Source organism: Chitinimonas viridis, from assembly GCF_030409555.1.
In the GTDB taxonomy this organism is placed as follows: Bacteria; Pseudomonadota; Gammaproteobacteria; order Burkholderiales; family Chitinimonadaceae; genus Chitinimonas; species Chitinimonas viridis.
In genome coordinates this window covers 335,682-350,182 of sequence record NZ_JAUFPU010000004.1, presented here as the reverse complement: position 1 = coordinate 350,182, position 14,501 = coordinate 335,682, and the positions used below count along the sequence as shown (strand labels likewise).

At 59.4% G+C, this 14,501-nt stretch carries 14 protein-coding genes; 6 read left to right on the top strand and 8 right to left on the bottom strand.

Translation table 11 applies throughout. The features are described from left to right. Positions 1-58: 58 nt before the first annotated feature. Entirely contained in the window at positions 59-1,072 is a 1,014-nt protein-coding gene (locus QWZ03_RS05750) for an SPM autocatalytic domain-containing protein (protein ID WP_290331849.1), read from the bottom strand. A gap of 149 nt (positions 1,073-1,221) precedes the next feature. Then, on the bottom strand, positions 1,222-1,896 hold the full coding sequence (gene radC / locus QWZ03_RS05745) for a RadC family protein (protein WP_290331848.1): 675 nt from the start codon (positions 1,894-1,896) through the stop codon (positions 1,222-1,224). 86 nt (positions 1,897-1,982) lie between these two features. Here radC and coaBC point away from each other — a divergent pair, with 86 nt between their 5' ends. Beyond that, on the top strand, positions 1,983-3,176 hold the full coding sequence (gene coaBC, locus QWZ03_RS05740) for a bifunctional phosphopantothenoylcysteine decarboxylase/phosphopantothenate--cysteine ligase CoaBC (RefSeq protein WP_290331847.1): 1,194 nt from the start codon (positions 1,983-1,985) through the stop codon (positions 3,174-3,176). Beyond that, positions 3,173-3,625 carry a dUTP diphosphatase gene (gene dut, locus QWZ03_RS05735; protein WP_290331846.1) on the top strand — a complete coding sequence of 151 codons (453 nt, stop codon included), beginning with the start codon at positions 3,173-3,175 and terminating at the stop codon, positions 3,623-3,625. The genes coaBC and dut overlap by 4 nt, the downstream gene beginning before the upstream one ends. Before the next feature lie 105 nt (positions 3,626-3,730). Here the strand turns inward: dut and QWZ03_RS05730 are convergent, their stop codons facing one another. From QWZ03_RS05730 to QWZ03_RS05705, 6 genes are all read right to left on the bottom strand, one after another. After that, positions 3,731-4,948 (bottom strand): EAL and HDOD domain-containing protein, encoded by a 1,218-nt coding sequence (locus tag QWZ03_RS05730; RefSeq protein WP_284197623.1) that lies wholly within the window; start codon positions 4,946-4,948, stop codon positions 3,731-3,733. Positions 4,949-5,036: 88 nt separating this feature from the next. Continuing rightward, positions 5,037-6,992, bottom strand: coding sequence for a chemotaxis protein CheA (locus tag QWZ03_RS05725; RefSeq protein WP_290331845.1), 1,956 nt, complete (start codon positions 6,990-6,992; stop codon positions 5,037-5,039). 26 nt (positions 6,993-7,018) lie between these two features. Continuing rightward, entirely contained in the window at positions 7,019-7,834 is an 816-nt protein-coding gene (gene cheZ / locus QWZ03_RS05720) for a protein phosphatase CheZ (protein WP_290331844.1), read from the bottom strand. Between the two features lie 14 nt (positions 7,835-7,848). Further along, positions 7,849-8,238, bottom strand: a complete 390-nt coding sequence (gene cheY, locus QWZ03_RS05715) for a chemotaxis response regulator CheY (protein ID WP_284197620.1) — start codon at positions 8,236-8,238, stop codon at positions 7,849-7,851. A gap of 57 nt (positions 8,239-8,295) precedes the next feature. Beyond that, on the bottom strand, positions 8,296-9,231 hold the full coding sequence (locus QWZ03_RS05710) for a chemotaxis protein (protein ID WP_284197619.1): 936 nt from the start codon (positions 9,229-9,231) through the stop codon (positions 8,296-8,298). 32 nt (positions 9,232-9,263) lie between these two features. Beyond that, the gene (locus tag QWZ03_RS05705; protein ID WP_290331843.1) at positions 9,264-10,223 is read right to left on the bottom strand and encodes a chemotaxis protein; all 960 of its coding nucleotides are present in this window, start codon (positions 10,221-10,223) and stop codon (positions 9,264-9,266) included. Between the two features lie 267 nt (positions 10,224-10,490). Here QWZ03_RS05705 and QWZ03_RS05700 point away from each other — a divergent pair, with 267 nt between their 5' ends. The 4 genes from QWZ03_RS05700 to QWZ03_RS05685 all read left to right on the top strand — a co-directional run bounded on the left by QWZ03_RS05700 (position 10,491) and on the right by QWZ03_RS05685 (position 14,473). Further along, on the top strand, positions 10,491-11,672 hold the full coding sequence (locus tag QWZ03_RS05700) for a sensor histidine kinase (protein WP_290331842.1): 1,182 nt from the start codon (positions 10,491-10,493) through the stop codon (positions 11,670-11,672). Between the two features lie 74 nt (positions 11,673-11,746). Then, on the top strand, positions 11,747-12,052 hold the full coding sequence (locus tag QWZ03_RS05695; RefSeq protein ID WP_290331841.1) for an STAS domain-containing protein: 306 nt from the start codon (positions 11,747-11,749) through the stop codon (positions 12,050-12,052). 19 nt (positions 12,053-12,071) lie between these two features. Then, entirely contained in the window at positions 12,072-13,760 is a 1,689-nt protein-coding gene (locus QWZ03_RS05690; protein ID WP_290331840.1) for an ATP-binding SpoIIE family protein phosphatase, read from the top strand. After that, positions 13,757-14,473 carry a chemotaxis protein CheB gene (locus QWZ03_RS05685; protein WP_308447519.1) on the top strand — a complete coding sequence of 239 codons (717 nt, stop codon included), beginning with the start codon at positions 13,757-13,759 and terminating at the stop codon, positions 14,471-14,473. The genes QWZ03_RS05690 and QWZ03_RS05685 overlap by 4 nt, the downstream gene beginning before the upstream one ends. Positions 14,474-14,501 lie beyond the last annotated feature (28 nt).

Sequence of the window (14,501 nt, the reverse complement as noted above, 5' to 3'; positions counted from 1 at the left end):
GCCCTGTCGTAAAACCGCGAATTTGGCTTGTACCAAGGCTTTGCGGGTAATCCCTAACTCATACCACCAGGTCCAGTTGCTGCATGGTCCCGACCTTGCCGGTCTCGGACAGATAGATGCCAGAGCGCCGTATCTGTCCATGTTCTATATTCTGTTGATCTGTCAGGGAAAAATCGGTTTGTGCGTTGTCCAGATAGAGCGCGCCGATACCCAGGCTCTTGAGGTCGGACAGGTGGGTTACACCGTCGGTATCCCGTGTCCATAGCTTGAGTTGCGCCCAGACGCCATCATTTTCGTCTATCCAGCCATTGCCATCCTGATCGTGCCGGGCCAGATCAGCGAAACCATTGCCACTCAGCGCACCAAACAGCTCGCTACCATCGTTGATGGTGCCATCCTGGTTGGCATCCAGTGCCAGAAAACCGCTACCCTGGCCCAGAAAGGACATGGTATCGAGCTGGCCGTCGGCATCCAGGTCAAAGGTGACTTTGTCGTTGCCCAGACTGGCCGTGGCGGCGGCATAGTTGATGACCAGCGGGTCTTTCTTCATGCCGGGCGATGCAGCGGTAAGGCTGAACTCGCGCTCTTCGCGGTAGTAGCGGCTGAGGTCCAGTGCGGCACTGAAGGCAATCTCCTGGCCGTCTGCCGTAGTTATGCGGCCGCCAGCCGTAAAGCGCGTGTATTCGCTTTCTTCCAGCACTTCGCGGTAGTGGTAGTCGATACGCCACTCGGCCTGCGCCGGGCCGGCGGGTATGGCGCTGGCCTCGCCACTGGTCGTTGCGCCGATGTTGCGTTGCGCAGGCACAACATTCTCGGTTTCCAGGTCGCGGCCCGTGAGGTGTTTGACCAACTGGCGCACCAGCGGCCAGAGTGGGTTGCTCTCCAGTGCCAAGCGTAGGTCGTAGCCCGTGTCGGCCGCCTGGGTGGTGACACCCTGGGTGGAGAGGGCAACGCTTTCCTGCGGGGGCGGTGGGGCAGGGCGGAAGCTGGTGTTGATGCGCGTCTCTATGGTTTGCCGACGCGCAGCCTCGCGCTGGCCAGCAAGCTGGACCTGCGATTGCTCGATTTTCATCTGGTTTTCTCCTGGCCGCCTGTCAACGGCTTTATGCCCAGATATCGGCAAGGCGAAGGATAACTTGATGATATGCAAGGCTATCCTGGCGGGCAGGCGCCAGAGCCTGTTCAAAGTCTTTTTGCGGTGAAAATACTTTGAACAGGCTCTTACATCTGGCCGTGCTCTGCCAGTGAATGGCTGCCGTGGCGGGTTACCACGAAATGATCGAGCAGCCGTATATCAAGCAGTGACAAGGCTTGCTTAACGGTGCGTGTCAGGTGCAGATCGGCCTCGCTGGGTTGGCTGACGCCTGAGGGATGGTTGTGGGCAATGATCAATGCCCCGGCATTCAACTGCAGTGCCCGCCGTGCGATCTCGCGCGGGTGGACGCTGGCCTGGTCCAGCGTGCCGCGAAACAACACCTCGGCGCTGATCAGGCCATGCTGGGTATCCATAAAAAGTGCGCCGAAGCATTCGCGGTCTTCTCCGCCCAGCCACAGGCGCAGGTAATCGCGCACCGCAGCAGGTTGGCTGAGGGCCTGGGGGCGGCTCAGCTGCTCTCCCAGGGCGCGGCGGCTCATTTCCAGTATGGCTTGCAACTGGCTGTACTTGGCAGCGCCCATGCCGGGGATGCGGCAGAGTTCGGTCAGGCTGGCGTCAAACAGCTCGGTGAGCGAACCAAAGTGCTGCAGCAGCTCGCGTGCCAGGTCCACCGCATTCTTGCCTGGTATGCCTACCCGAAGGAAGATGGCCAGCAGCTCGGCATCGGACAGGCTGCTGGCGCCATGTTGCAGCAGTTTTTCGCGGGGGCGTTCGTCGGTGGGCCAGTCGGTTATCGGCATGGGTTTGGGTGGGCGAGAGGGATGCTTTACACTTTCGGGCTGAGCAGGCTTATTTGTAAAGGAATTCTGATGCGAGAGCAGCAAGCATGAATCGCCCCAAGCGTGTTTTGCTGGGTGTGACCGGTGGTGTGGCTGCCTACAAGGCTGCGGAGCTTACACGGCTGTTTGTCAAGGCTGGGCATGATGTCCAGGTGGTGATGACCGAAGCGGCCACCCGGTTTGTGGCGCCAGCCACCTTCCAGGCCTTGTCGGGCCGGCCGGTGTTTACCGATCTGTGGGATAGCCGGGTCGATAACCATATGGCCCATATCGATCTGGGCCGAGAGGCGGATCTGATACTGGTGGCGCCTGCATCCGCCGACTTTATGTTCAAGCTGGCCCATGGCGCAGCCGATGATTTGCTGTCTACGCTGTGCACTGCCCGGGATTGCCCCCTGTTAGTGGCGCCTGCCATGAACCGGCAGATGTGGGAGAACCCACCCAACCAGCGCAATGTGCAGCAGCTAAGGCAAGATGGCGTGCTGGTGCTGGGGCCGGATGAGGGTGACCAGGCCTGCGGCGAAACGGGTTTTGGCCGCATGCTGGAGCCAGAAGCCCTGTTTGAACTGGTTGAGGCCGCTTTCCAGCCCAAATACCTGAAGGGCAAGAAGGTACTGATTACCGCCGGGCCTACCTTTGAGCGCATCGATGCGGTGAGAGGCATTACCAATTCCAGCTCAGGCAAGATGGGTTTTGCCATTGCCCGCGCGGCATTGGAGGCCGGTGCCGAAGTGACGCTGGTTGCCGGCCCAACATCGTTGAAGACCCCGGTGGGTGCACGGCGCTTGGATGTGGAGAGCAGCAAGGATATGCTGGCTGCCGTCAATGCGGCTGTCAGCAAGACTGATATCTTTATCAGTGTGGCGGCGGTGGCCGACTACTATGTACTGAATCCATCCGAGCAGAAGATCAAGAAGGATGCCCATATCCTGACCCTGGAACTGGCGCCCAATCCCGATATCCTGGCCAACGTGGCTGGTTTGGCTGATCCACCGTTCTGTGTGGGCTTCGCCGCTGAGAGTGAAAACCTGCTGGAGTACGGCGAACAGAAACGCCGGCGCAAGAAACTGCCTTTGCTGGTGGCCAACCAGGTGCAGTCAGCCATTGGGGCTGACGACAATGAAGTCTTTCTGCTTGACGACCACGGCCAGCACAAGCTGCCGCGTGCCCCCAAGCAAGAGATTGCCCGTGCCATCGTGCAATACACCGCCAAGCTTTATCATGAGTACCATAAGCCATGAAAAAACAGATCGACGTACGTTTGCTGGATGACCGCCTGAAAGAGCACCCACCGGCTTATGCCACCGGCGGCTCAGCCGGGCTGGACCTGCGTGCCTGCCTGGAAGCACCATTGGATTTGCAGCCGGGTGCCACCAAGCTGGTACCCACCGGAATGGCTATCCACCTAGCCGATCATCACCTCGCCGCCATGATATTGCCGCGTTCTGGTCTGGGGCATAAGCACGGCATCGTGTTGGGTAACCTGGTGGGGCTGATTGATTCAGACTACCAGGGACAGATCTTTGTTTCGGTCTGGAACCGTGGCAACGAGCCTTTTGTGATCCAGCCCATGGAGCGTATTGCCCAACTGGTCGTGGTGCCGGTCGTGCAGGTCGGTTTCAATATCGTGGACGAGTTCCCCGCCAGCGATCGGGGTGAGGGGGGCTTCGGTAGTACCGGCAAGCACTGACCGTGCAGTAGCAGGCCCGGCCTGTACTGCGCTAGCCAGAAAAGCAAAAAGCCACCTGTATGGTGGCTTTTTGCTGCGGCTTTGCTTTTGCTGCCTGACGGGTGTTTAGACACCCAACTCTTCTACCCAAGCCAAGGCTGATACATGGGCCTTGTTGAGCATTTCCGGGGTCAGCTGCAAGTGCTCGCACAAACGCGGCACATCGGCCATCTCGGGGTCTTCGCAGGCTTCGGCCAGCTCCAGGAAGGGACCATAGATACCGGTGCGGCTGAGCAGTGCGTCAGAGACGGCATCTGGGAGCAGCAGGGTTTCCAGGATCTTCTCCATGGGCATGTCCAGCATCACATCCAGCAGCGAGAACACGCCAACGATGAACAGATTATCGCGATCGGTTCCGTCGAGCATGTGGCTGCCCAGCAATTCGACCAGCCTGCCACGGGTGACGGCGGTTTTCATCAGTGCAGGCGGGGTGCCGGCGTCGGAGCTGGCGGTAACCAGCAACAGGGTGAGCCAGCGGTACAGCTTTTGGTAGCCCAGTATGGTGACGGCGTGGCGGAAGGAATGAATTTCGCAGGAGAGGCCAAATCCTGCCGAATTGATATAACGCAGCAGTTTGAACGACAGGGCCACATCTCGCTTCAACGCATTCTCGATCTCGGTGATCTCGGCGTTGTTGCGCAGCATGTTGAGCAGGGTGAGGATATTGGCGTAGGCCGGGTTGATCACCTTGGCCGAGAGCGTCTCGGGGTGGGCGAAGTAGTAGCCCTGGAAGCAGTCCATGCCCACATCCAGGCAGAACTTGAACTCATCCTTGGTCTCGACCTTTTCTGCCACCTGCAGCACAGGGAACTTGCGCAGCTCCTTGGACAGGCTCTTCACGTTCTCCAGGCCCAGTTGCTGGATATCGAGCTTCACATAGTTGGCAAACTCGAGAAAGGGAGCCGTCTGCGGGGTGTAGGTAAAATCGTCCAGCGCAATACCGAAGCCCTGGGCGCGTAGTTCCTTGGCGCGTGCCAGCAACTCGGGGGTGGCATTGACCGACTCGACGATCTCCAGCACCACACGCTGCGGATGCAGCAGCTCGAGAAAGTTGCTCTCCAGCATGGATGTGGCGACGTTGACGAAGGCCAGCTTGCTACCTACCAGCCAATCCGCGCCCATATTGGACAGGGTGTTGACCAGGATATTGGTGCCGGCCTGCATATCGCTGGAGAAGTCCGCCGTCAGGGAGGACTGATCCAGTCGAAACAGCAACTCATAACCTATGATCTGCTGCTGGCGGTTAAGTATGGGCTGACGGCCGATAAAGGCGTTGTTCTGCATAGTGACTCGCGGTAGGCGGAAGCAGTCGGATGGATTCTATACGGCGGCCTTCATTATGCAGACCGCCGACCCCCTTGGCAATTTGGCTTCAGGCCTTGTTCGACAGCATTTCCAGGAATTGCGACGTCTTGATGGCAGACTGATCAGACTGGTTGTCTTCAAGCAGGTCTTCCATATCAAGTACCAGTACGACTGAACCATCGCCGGACAAGGTAGCACCGGCAACGCCACGTGGGCGTATGTTCTGCAGCGGTTTAATTACCACGTCATCGCGACCGATGAAGCTGTCTATGGCCAGGATGAAGCTATTCTCGCCAGATTGCATCAATACACCGAACTGCGGCGTCTGGGTTTCCTGCCAGCCAAGCAGCCGCGCCAGGGAGCGCACCGAGAGGATCTCATCGCGCACCACGATGGTGGCGCGGCCGGAGACTTCCTGTACCTGCTCGGAACGGATGGGGATGATTTCCCGCACCATGGCCAGAGGCACGCCAAAGGGCTGGTCGCAGACCTTGACCACCAGTACAGGCAGTATGGCCAGGGTAAGCGGCAGGGAGATGGCAAAGCGGGTGCCTTCCCCTACCACGGAGTGGATGTCGATGCGGCCATTGAGCTTCTGGATATTGGTCTTGACCACATCCATGCCCACACCACGGCCCGATACGCTGGAGATCTGATCCTTGGTGGAGAAGCCAGGCATGAAGACCAGTTGCAGCGCCTGCTTGTCATCCAGGCTATTGGCGGTTTCAAGGTCGATCAGGCCTTTTTCCACGGCCTTGCGGCGGAGGAAGTCGGCACGCATGCCCTTACCGTCATCGACTATCTCGATCAGGATATGGTCGCCCACCTGGGTGGCCGACAACTGCACGATGCTCTTGGGCGGCTTGCCGGCGGCAATGCGCTCTTCTATGGTCTCGACGCCGTGGTCTACGGCATTGCGTACCAAGTGAACCAGGGGATCGTTGAGATCCTCGAGCATGGTCTTGTCGAGTTCGGTTTCCTCGCCACTGATGACCAGCTCCACATCCTTGCCCAGTTGCCGGGCCAGGTCGCGGGCCAGGCGGGGGTATTTCTGGAACAGCCGGCCTATGGGCTGCATGCGGGTTTTCATGACCGCGTTCTGCAGGTCGCTGACCAGCAGATCCAGTTGGCCTATGGCTTCATCCAGCGCCTTCAGGGTAGTGGAGTCGGTCTTGCCGTTAAGTATGTCGGTACGCAGGGTGGTCAGGCGGTTCTTGGTCAGGCCGATTTCGCCCGACAGGTTCAGTACCTGATCCAGCCGGTTCGTATCGATCCGGATGGTGGTTTCCTGCGCAGCCAGTTGCTGGGCAGCGGGTTGTGGCTTGGACGCCGGCGCGGGTGCCGCAGGCTTGAGCCCCATGGCGGGGGCGGCAGGCGTGGTGACGGCGGGGACGGATACTGGCGCGGCGGGCAGCGGTGCGGCAGATACAACAGGTGCCGGTGCTGCTGCTGGTGCGGCGGGAACCGGCGCACTGGCCGGCTTGGCAGCGGGCATGGGGGCGCCGGTGATGGCTGCATGCAGCATCACCCAATCGGGCTGGTTGCCATGACTGGCAGAGGCTGCAACTGGTGCCGCTCCCGCTGCCGGTGCAACCGCCAGGGCCGGGGCGGGTGCGGCTGCACTGGGCAGTCGCCCTTCCAGCGCGTCGTCCAGCTGGGTCAGCAAGGCGGCATCTGCTGGTGCTGGTGGCCGTGATTGTGACAGCGAGCCGAACATATCGCGCACCACACCGGTGGCGGCAAGAATGGCGTCCATCAGCTCGGGCGTCAGCTTGAGCTCGCCGTTACGGAGCTTGTCGAACAGGTTCTCGGTGCGATGGCACAAGTTGACCAGAGCGTCGACATTCAGGAAGCCCGCACCGCCCTTGATGGTATGAAAGCCCCGGAAGATGACGTTCAGGAGGTTCTTGTCATCGGGCCGCTTCTCCAGCTCGACCAGCTTGTTGTCCACGTCGGAAAGCAGCTCGGAGGCTTCCGTGAGGAAATCCTGCAGCAGGTCTTCCATGCCCGAAAAATCACTCATGGCATCATCCTTTTGGCTAGACCAGATCAGAAGCCCAGGCTGGCAAGCAGGTCATCCACCTGTTCCTGGTTGGTAACGACATCGGTACGGCCATCTGCATTGTAGACCGGGCCGTTTTCCAGGCTGGCATCGACTTCGCCTATGGGCAGGGGCTTGCCCGTGCCGGCTGGCGAGAACTGCACCAGGAACTCGAACAGGCTGCCTTCCATCTCCTTGGCCATTTCCACGATCTTCTTGATGACCTGGCCAGTCAAATCCTGGAAATCCTGCGCCATCATGATCTCGAGCAACTGCGAGTTGGTGGCGCGGGCATTGGCGGCAGATGTCTTCAGATGCTCGCGGGTGCGCGCGGCCAGCTGCTTGAACTCTTCGACCGACAATTGATTGGCGTAGAGCTTGTCCCATTCGCTGGCCAGGGCTTCGGAGTCAGCCTCGATCTTGTCCTGCAGCGGCTGGGCTACATCGACCGCATTCAGAGTGCGGTTGGCGGCTTGTTCGGTCAGGGTGGCCACATAGGACAGGCGGTCACGCGCATCGGGGATGGCGGCAGCGGCCTTTTCCAGCGATTTGTCATAGCCCATCTCGCGCAGTGCGTCGTGTACTTTGCGGGTCAGCTGGCCGATGCTGGCAAACATCGAGCGGGCTGGGTCGTCCATGTTCATGGCGGCAATGGGGGCAGCGCTCGGCGATGGTGTTTCAGCAACGGGTTCGGGCGCAGGCGCGGCGGCTGCCGGAGCAGGGGCAGGGGCAGGGGCCTCATCGGGTTGATTGGCATTGACGATGCTATCGAACAAGGCTTGCAGTTCGTCGGAGTCACCGCTGTTGATGGCTTTATCGCTCACGTTGGACTCCCGTTTTATTTGTTGAGGGTCTGGAAGATCTTGCCGAGCTTTTCATCAAGCGTAGCTGCCGTGAACGGCTTGACGATATAGCCACTGGCGCCTGCCTGTGCCGCCTCGACGATGTTCTCCTTCTTCGCCTCGGCAGTGATCATCAAAAAGGGCAGGTGCTTGAGCGTTGGATCGGCACGTACAGCCTTCAACAGTTCGATACCCGTCATGTTCGGCATGTTCCAGTCGGAAACGACGAAATCGAAAGTGGTGGACTTGAGCTTGTGCAGCGCGACCTGGCCATCCTCGGCCTCTTCGACGTTGCTGAAGCCCAGCTCCTTGAGCAGGTTACGAACGATGCGGCGCATCGTGGAAAAGTCGTCAACCACCAGAAATCGAATGTTCTTGTCCGTCATGTCTTGCTCCGAGAGACCCCGCGTACGGGCGTGCGGTTAACCGCGTTACGGTGTAGTTCAGCTTTGCAGGAAAGGAGAAATGGTTTCCGCCAATACGAAAGGATCGAATTTGGCGACGTAGGCGTCAACGCCCACGCTGCTGCCCATGGCCCGGTTGGCATTGGATGACAGCGAGGAGTGCATGACGACCGGAATACCCTGGAAACGGGTATCGGATTTGATGTGCTTGGTCAGCACATAGCCGTCCATCTCCGGCATTTCGGCATCGACCAGAATCAGCTTGAGATGGTGGCTCAGGGGTTGGCTGTCGTGCTGGTAACGGGTGGCAATGTTCTGCAACTTGTCCCAGGCCTCGGCGCCATTGTTTGCTTGCTGGTACTTGACGCTGATCTTGTCGAGCACGCTGACGATCTCCTTGCGGGCAACCACCGAGTCGTCCACAAAGAACATGAATTTTTCCTGGTCCACGCTGACCGAGGGAATATCTGGCACGAAGGTTTCACCGATGACACTGGCCAGTATCTGTTCGACGTCCAGTATCGATACCAGCTTGCCATCGTCGAGTTCGGTAATCGCGGTAATCAGCGCCTGGTTGCCGGCCAGCATGGTTTCCGGCGCACGCACCTTGTTCCAGTCCACCCGGATGATGCGGTCCACCGATCGCACCAGAAAGCCCTGGGTGTGCTTGGAGAACTCGGTAACGATCATGGTTTCTTCGTTTTGCGCATCCGGATCATTGGGGCAGACGAATTTGGCCAGGGAAATGACCGGGATGATATTGCCACGTAGTGAAATCACACCTTCCACGCCTACCGGCATATTGGGTGTCTTGGTGATCTTGGGGGTCTGCGAGACTTCCCTGACCTTGAAGACGTTGATCCCGAAGGTCTCGCGGGTACCCAGCGAGAACAACAGGATTTCCATCTTGTTCGAGCCCGCCAGCTTGGTGCGGGCATCGACGCTGTCGAGCAGGGTGGAGTTTGCGTTGGACATGGCTTTCCCTTGTACGCAGATCTATCTGTGGCTCAGTGCTGGGCGGCGTTACGCAACATGGTGGTGATCGCTTCCGTCAACTTGTGCGGCTCGAACTTGGCGACATAGGCATCGACGCCAACCGACTGCCCCAGCTTCTGGTTCGACATCCCCGACAGGGAAGAATGCATCAGGATGGGGATGCCAGCAAAGCGGGGGTCTCCCTTGACCGTCTTGGTCAGCATGTAGCCATCCATCTCGGGCATTTCCACATCCGTCAGTATCATATGTACGAAATCCCTGACCGGCTTGCCCAGCACTTCTGCCTGAGCCGCAATGCGTTGCAACTCGTCCCAGGCCCGTTTGCCGTTGATGGCTTCAACATAGTTGAGTTCAAGCGCATCCAGGGTTCGTTGTATCTGCTTGCGGGCAATGGCCGAATCATCGGCATAGAACACCGTCTTGCCAACCAGATCACTGACCGGCCGGATGGTCTTGAATTCGGCGGAGTCGTCCAGTTGATTGGTTTCGGCGAGGACTTTCTCCACGTCCAGCATCATCACCAGCTTGCCGCTGTCGAGTTCGGTAACGGCGGTAACCAGGCCGCGCAGATTGTTGTTGAGCATTTCAGGCGGTACCCGCATCTGCGACCAGTCCAGCCGCAGGATGGTGTCCACGGCCTCGACCAGGAAGCCCTGAGTGTGACCGTTGTATTCAGACACGATCATGATGTCGGGTTTGCTGTCGGTCTTGACGCCCACGTAGCTGGCAAGATCGATGACGGGTATCAGGTTGCCGCGCAGGCTGACCATGCCCTCCACCGCAGGAGGCATCTCGGGTGCCTGGGTGATTTCGGGAGTGCGCATCACTTCGCGCACCTTGAATACATTGATGCCGAAGTTTTCACGCCGGCCCGAACGTGTATCCATACCCAGCGTGAACAGCAGAATTTCTAGCTTGTTGGTGCCGGCGAGTTTGGTGCGCGCGTCGATTTTCTTGAGCAAGTCGGACACGGTTGCGGCTCCGCGGTAATGTTGGGGAGGCTGTGACGTTGCAAGCATGCGCGGTGGCATGGGATACCGGCAAACATCAGTCACTTCGAATATTCTACCTTACCCTGAATTGCGCATGCACTTCCTTGTGCTGGCGCAATCCTGAGGGGCAGCTTCGTTTTATTTATCGCCCTCCATGGCCCAGATTGCAAGCTGAGTGCGGTTTTCAGCACGACTTTGTCGAAATTTTTATAATCCAAAACAATACGCTCAACAAGGACACTCACATTGGAAGCAAAACCGGTCGATGCCACGGCGGGCGGCGACAAGATAGACCGTGCTGAACTTGAGCAGGCTTTCAGCCTGTTTAATGAGGCATCCCGTCAGTTGGTCGAGTCCTATCAGGAGCTGGAGCAGCAGGTGGGTTCGCTGACCCAGGAGTTGGCGGTGGCCAACGGCGCCTTGCGCCAGCAGTTCGAGGAGAAAGCCGCCTTGTCGAGCCGGCTGGAGACGCTGCTGGCGGCCTTGCCTGGTGGGGTGGTGGAGCTGGATGGGGATAACCAAGTGCTGACGGCCAATCCCGCTGCCTCGGCCATCTTTGGCGCGGCCTTGATCGGGCTGGACTGGCATGAGGCCATCGAGCCCGAGCTGGTGGCGACATCGGTAGTCAATGAGTGGCAGTTGTTGCTGCCCGATGGCGTCGAGAAGCGCCTCAGCATCGTGACCAGCCAGTTGCCAGGCGGCGAGCGCATCCTGCTGGTGCATGATGTCAGCGAAAGCTGGCGCCTGCGCCGGCAACTGGAACAGCATAAGCGCCTGGCTTCCATGGGTGAGATGGCGGCGGGGCTGGCGCATCAGTTGCGTACGCCCTTGGCGACGGCCTTGTTGTATACAGCCAACCTGGCTCGGCCCCAGCTGGGAGAGGCGGATCGGATCAAGTTTGGCGAGAAATCGCTGGCTCGGCTACGCTACCTCGAAACACTGATACAAAACATGCTGCTGTTTGTACGTGGACAGCAGGCCGAGTTTGAGCAAGTGGATCTGGTGGCCGTGGCGGAAGAGGCGATACAGACTGTGCAACCCCAGGATGCCGGGCAGGATCGTGTATGGCAGCTAAGCCTGCCAGCAGGGCCGGCTTGGGTCAGGGCCAACCGCAAGGAGCTGACCGGGGCCTTGATCAACCTGCTGGAGAACGCCCTGCAGGCAACCGGGCCGGGCCAGGAAATTGCGCTGGCCTTGCAGCAGCAGGGCGTAGCGTGGCGCCTGGAGGTGGCGGATCAGGGGTGTGGCATGGCCGAGGCAGTGCGCGAACGCTTGTTCGAGCCTTTCTTCACCACACGCAAGGAAGGCACCGGTCTGGGTCTGGCGATCGTGCGCAATCTGGTGACCGCGCTGGGCGGGGAGATCGATGTGGTTTCAGCGCCGGGCGAGGGTGCACGATTCACGATTCTGTTGCCAGTCGCGCATTAGCTCCCTATCGTGATAACGACATAGTCCATCTATTATTCAATTCGTCCTGATTAATTAGGAAAAACGAAATCATCATGACTGCCATCGTTGAAATTGACGGCCAAACCGGCCGCTTGCTGCTCTCGGGTCAATTTGACTTCAGCGCCCACCGCGATTTTCGACAAGCCTGCGATGAAGTGCTGGGCGCTGCCGGGGTGAGTGAGGTGCTGGTGGATTTCCAGCAGGTTGACTACCTCGATAGTTCTGCCCTGGGCATGCTGCTGCTGCTGAAGGAGAAGGCAGCAGCGGCGGGTAAGACGCTGGCCCTGGTCAATTGCCGGGATACCGTGCGCCAGGTACTGGAGATCGCTTGCTTCGGCAAGATTTTCACTATCCGCTAAAGGTTGAGCCCGCCTAGCCATGAAAGTCCTGCTGGCAGATGACGCTGAAGTTGTCCGGCTGCTGATCGGTCGCTTTGTTGAGTCGCTGGGTCATCAATTGATCCTGGCCAACGATGGCATCGAGGCGGTTGAGCAATGCATGGCCGAGCAACCCGACATGGTGTTGATGGACATGCTGATGCCACGGTTGGATGGCCCCGAGGCCGGGCGCCAGATCAAGCAGCGCATGTCGGCACGCTGGGTGCCCATCGTGCTCATTACGGCGGTGGAAGAAGTGACCAAGCTGGCCGATGCAATGGAGATCGGCGCCGACGATTACCTGCTCAAGCCCGTCAATTTCCGTATTCTGGAAGCCAAAATCAAGGCCATAGAGCGGACCGTAGAGCTGAATCGCAAGGTACGTGAGCAAGCTGAGAAGCTGGCAGGCTATTTCGACCGTGCGGAAGAAGAAAAACGAGTTGCCCGGCATTTGATGGAGCAGCTGGTCAATCGCGAACGCTTGTCCGATCCGCAATTGCATAGCTGGATTGCGCCAGCCGAGAGCCTGTCGGGCGACTTGGTGGCGGCCGCACGTACGCCTGGTCAGGTATTGCATCTGATGCTGGCTGACGGCATAGGGCATGGGCTGACGGCGGCGCTGAACGTGCTGCCGCTGACCCAGCCCTTCTATGCCATGACTGAGCGGGGCTTTGCACTGACCGATATCCTGATGGAGATGCACCGCAAGGTGCGACAGGTTTTGCCGGTGGGCCGATTCGTGGCAGTGGCGTTCGTGGCGGTCGATTTCGTCAAGCGCACCATCGAAGTATGGAATGGCGGCATCCCTGAGCTGCAGCTGTATGACGATAGGGGAGGGGTGCTGAAGCGCTGGCCTTCGCGTCATCTACCGCTGGGTATCCTGCCCATTGATGCGCTGGAGCTGGAAACCGAACGCTACCAGTTCAATCGACGGGCCAATCTGGTGCTTTGCTCTGATGGCCTGCTGGAGGCGCGCAATGAAGTCGGTGAGGCCTTTGGTGTGACCCGTTTGGGGCTGGCCTGTGGAGGCCGCCCTGCGGCTGAGGCGCTGACCCGGACGGTCGACATGCTGTCTGACTTCCTGGGTGGCGCCAGTTGCCATGACGATGTGTCGTTGGCCATTGTCGACCTGGATCCGGATGCTGTTCTGCCGCTGCCCGAACATGTGGAGGTGGGAGAATTGCCGCAGATTGCCGGCGAGGCTCGCTGGCGTTATGTGCTGTCGCTCGGTGCCGAGGAACTCAAGACGCTGCATACCGTGCCCTTGATCATGGGTTTTATCAGTCAGGTCAAGCCGCTGACTCAGGCCCATGCAGATATCTTCCTGATACTCACCGAGTTGTTTGTCAACGCGGTGGATCATGGCCTGCTGGAATTGTCGTCCGCCATCAAGGAGGGTACTGACGGCATGGAGGTCTACCTGGCCGAGCGCGCGCGCCGTCTGGTCGCTTTGCGCGAAGGCAGGGTAGAGATAGAGCTGGCCGGCTACGATCTGGGCGGCCGCACCATGTTGAGAATACGCGTGGCGGATAGCGGGGCTGGTTTTGATTGGAGTTGGCAGGAGGCGCCGGACACCTTGCGGCCCAGTGGTCGTGGCATTGCACTGGTGAATGCGCTGTGCGCCTCGCTGCGCTTCTTCGGCAACGGCAATACGGTTGAGGCCTGCTACCTGACGCGACAAGCCTTATGAGCGCACACGATCACGGCAAGCGCTCCACAGAGCAGGCCCAAGCCGGCCTGGAAATACCACCTAGCCACAGTGCCGATGTGGTGCTGCCCTTGTTCGATAAGCCGTTACGCGGCCCTGCTGAGCGCGTAGTGATCGTCGGCGCCTCTACCGGCGGCACCGAGGCACTCAAGCATTTTCTGCAGCCTTTGCCCGAAAACATGCCTGCCGTGCTGGTGGCCCAGCATATGCCCGAGATGTTTACTGCTCCGTTTGCGGCGCGACTGGACAGCCTGTGTGCCCTGCACGTCAAGGAGGCCGAGCAAGGCGAAGTCGTCTTGCCCGGTCATGTCTATATTGCGCCTGGGCATTCTCACCTGATGCTGGGTTTATCCGGCGGGCACTATGTCTGTGAGTTGTCCAAGGCACATCCGGTCAACCGGCATCGGCCATCGGTCGATGTGCTGTTCCGCTCTGCCGCCAACCATGCTGGGCGCTTTGCCTTGGGCGTGATACTGACGGGGATGGGGCGTGACGGAGCCCAGGGCATGCTGGAGATGAAACGGGCCGGTGCCTACAATTTCGCCCAGGACGAGGCCAGCTGTGTGGTGTTCGGCATGCCCAAGGAAGCCATCGCCCTGGGTGGTGTGGACGAAGTAGTGCCCCTGGGCGAATTGCCTGGCCGCCTGCAGGCGTGCCTGCGTACACCGCTCCCCAAAGCGCCGGGTGCCGTGTAAGCTCGGCCGCATAACCCTTTACAAGCAG